A 1,778-nucleotide genomic window follows, 5' to 3' on the forward strand; every position below is an offset into this window, starting at 1 on the left:
CCGCGCGCCCGGCACGGCGGCCCGCGGCTCGCGACCGTCCGCCATGCGGGCCCGCGGCGGCCATGGTCCAACCAATCTCACGGCGCGTCGCCGCTTCGCTCGAAGTGGCTGCGCACGTAGTCGATATGCGTCTGCATCGCGGTGCGCGCCTCCTCGGGCCGCTGCGCGCAGATCGCGTCGCAGACCACCCGATGCTGCTGCAGCAGCAGCTCCGATGCCTGCTCGTGCGTCGTCATCCCCGCGACGTTGATCGAGATGTGCTCGCGCAGCATCCCGATCACGCTCGTGTGCAGGTGCAGGAACATCGTGTTGTGCGACGCGAGCGCGATCGCCTCGTGCAGCTTCGCGTCGGCCGACGCCTCGACGGCCGCATCGTCGTTCGCGTGCGCGGTTTCGAGCTCGCGCAGCAGCGTGCGGATCCGGCGCCGGTCGTTCGCGTCGGCGCGCAGCGCCGCGAAATACGCGGTCGCGCCTTCGAGCACGCGACGGAATTCGAGAATGTCGTCGCGCAACGCCGGGTGGTCGGCGACCAGTTGGCCCCACGGCGACGCGATGCCCGCGCGCAACTGGTCCGTCACGTACACGCCCGCGCCGCGCCGGCTCTGCAGCAGCCCGCGCGCGACGAGCCGCTGGGTCGCCTCGCGCACCGTATTGCGCGCGACGCCGTACTGCTGCGCGAGCACGCGCTCGGCCGGCAGCCGCGCGCCGGCCTGCCACGTGCCGTCGAGCAGCGCCGTCTCGATCTTGCGCATCACCACTTCGGTCCGGCCCCGTGCCGTCATCGCCGCCATCGCCGTCTCCCCATCCGCCATACCCGTCGCGCCGATTGGCCCAACCAATTTGAGCTTCGGCGCCGTCGCGGGAATTATGCAGCGAAAGCAAAATCGTCGTCCCGCATGTGCATGCCGGGCCGCCGCCCCTGGAGCGAGACATGAACGAAAGGCACTACCCCACCGCCGCACCCGCGCACGTCTACCTGTTCGCGACCTGCCTGGTCGACCTGTTCGTCCCCGAAGCCGGGCTCGACACGGTCCGCCTGCTGGAACGCGAAGGCCTGACCGTGCACTATCCGCGCGGCCAGAGCTGCTGCGGGCAGCCTGCCTACAGCAGCGGCAATCCCGACGAAGCGCGCCGCGTCGCGGCCGCGCAGCTGGACCTGTTCGCCGAGCCATGGCCGGTGATCGTGCCGTCCGGCTCCTGCGCGGGCATGATCCGGCACCATTGGCCGGCGCTGTTCGCCGACGATCCCGTGCACGGCCCGATGGCCCGCGCGATCGCGGAGCGCACCTATGAACTCGCCGAATTCCTCGTCCATGTGCTCGACGTGCGGCTCGACGCCGTCACCCCGAACGCAGGCCCGGACGAACGCGTGGTACTGCACACGTCGTGCGCGGCCCGCCGCGAGATGGGCACCCGCGTGCATGGCGTCGCGCTCGTCGACGCGCTGCCGGGCGTCACGCGCATCGAACACGAACGCGAATCGGAATGCTGCGGCTTCGGCGGCACGTTCTCGCTGAAACATCCCGACATCTCCGGCGCGATGGTGAGCGACAAGGTCGCATCGGCCTGCGCGACGGGTTGCGAGCGCCTCGTGTCGGCGGACTGCGGCTGCCTGCTGAACATCGGTCACGCGGCCGAGAAGGCCGGCGCCGCCCTGCCCGTCGAGCATCTTGCGAGCTTCCTGTGGCGTCGCACGGCAGGTGCCGGCTCGCTGCGCGGGGATTCGCAATGAGCGCGCGCGACGCCATCCTCGCGCGCCTGCGCGCCGCCGCGCCCGG

The 1,778-nt window shown here is 71.3% G+C and carries 2 protein-coding genes; one reads left to right on the plus strand and one right to left on the minus strand.

The window, feature by feature from the left end; translation table 11 throughout:
* Positions 1-77: 77 nt before the first annotated feature.
* Entirely contained in the window at positions 78-791 is a 714-nt protein-coding gene (locus tag F3J14_RS34755) for an FCD domain-containing protein (RefSeq protein WP_166726735.1), read from the minus strand.
* 140 nt (positions 792-931) lie between these two features.
* Here F3J14_RS34755 and F3J14_RS34760 point away from each other — a divergent pair, with 140 nt between their 5' ends.
* Positions 932-1,732 carry a (Fe-S)-binding protein gene (locus F3J14_RS34760; RefSeq protein WP_166726736.1) on the plus strand — a complete coding sequence of 267 codons (801 nt, stop codon included), beginning with the start codon at positions 932-934 and terminating at the stop codon, positions 1,730-1,732.
* Positions 1,733-1,778 lie beyond the last annotated feature (46 nt).

Origin of the sequence: Burkholderia sp. Tr-862 (genome assembly GCF_011753085.1) — a bacterium.
Lineage (GTDB): Bacteria > Pseudomonadota > Gammaproteobacteria > Burkholderiales > Burkholderiaceae > Burkholderia > Burkholderia ambifaria.

Excerpts from the sequence above, each read along its gene's own strand:
- F3J14_RS34760 (WP_166726736.1), top strand. The coding sequence starts at position 932 with ATGAACGAAAGGCACTACCCCACCGCCGCACCCGCGCACGTCTACCTG.
- F3J14_RS34755 (WP_166726735.1), bottom strand. The coding sequence starts at position 791 with ATGGCGGCGATGACGGCACGGGGCCGGACCGAAGTGGTGATGCGCAAG.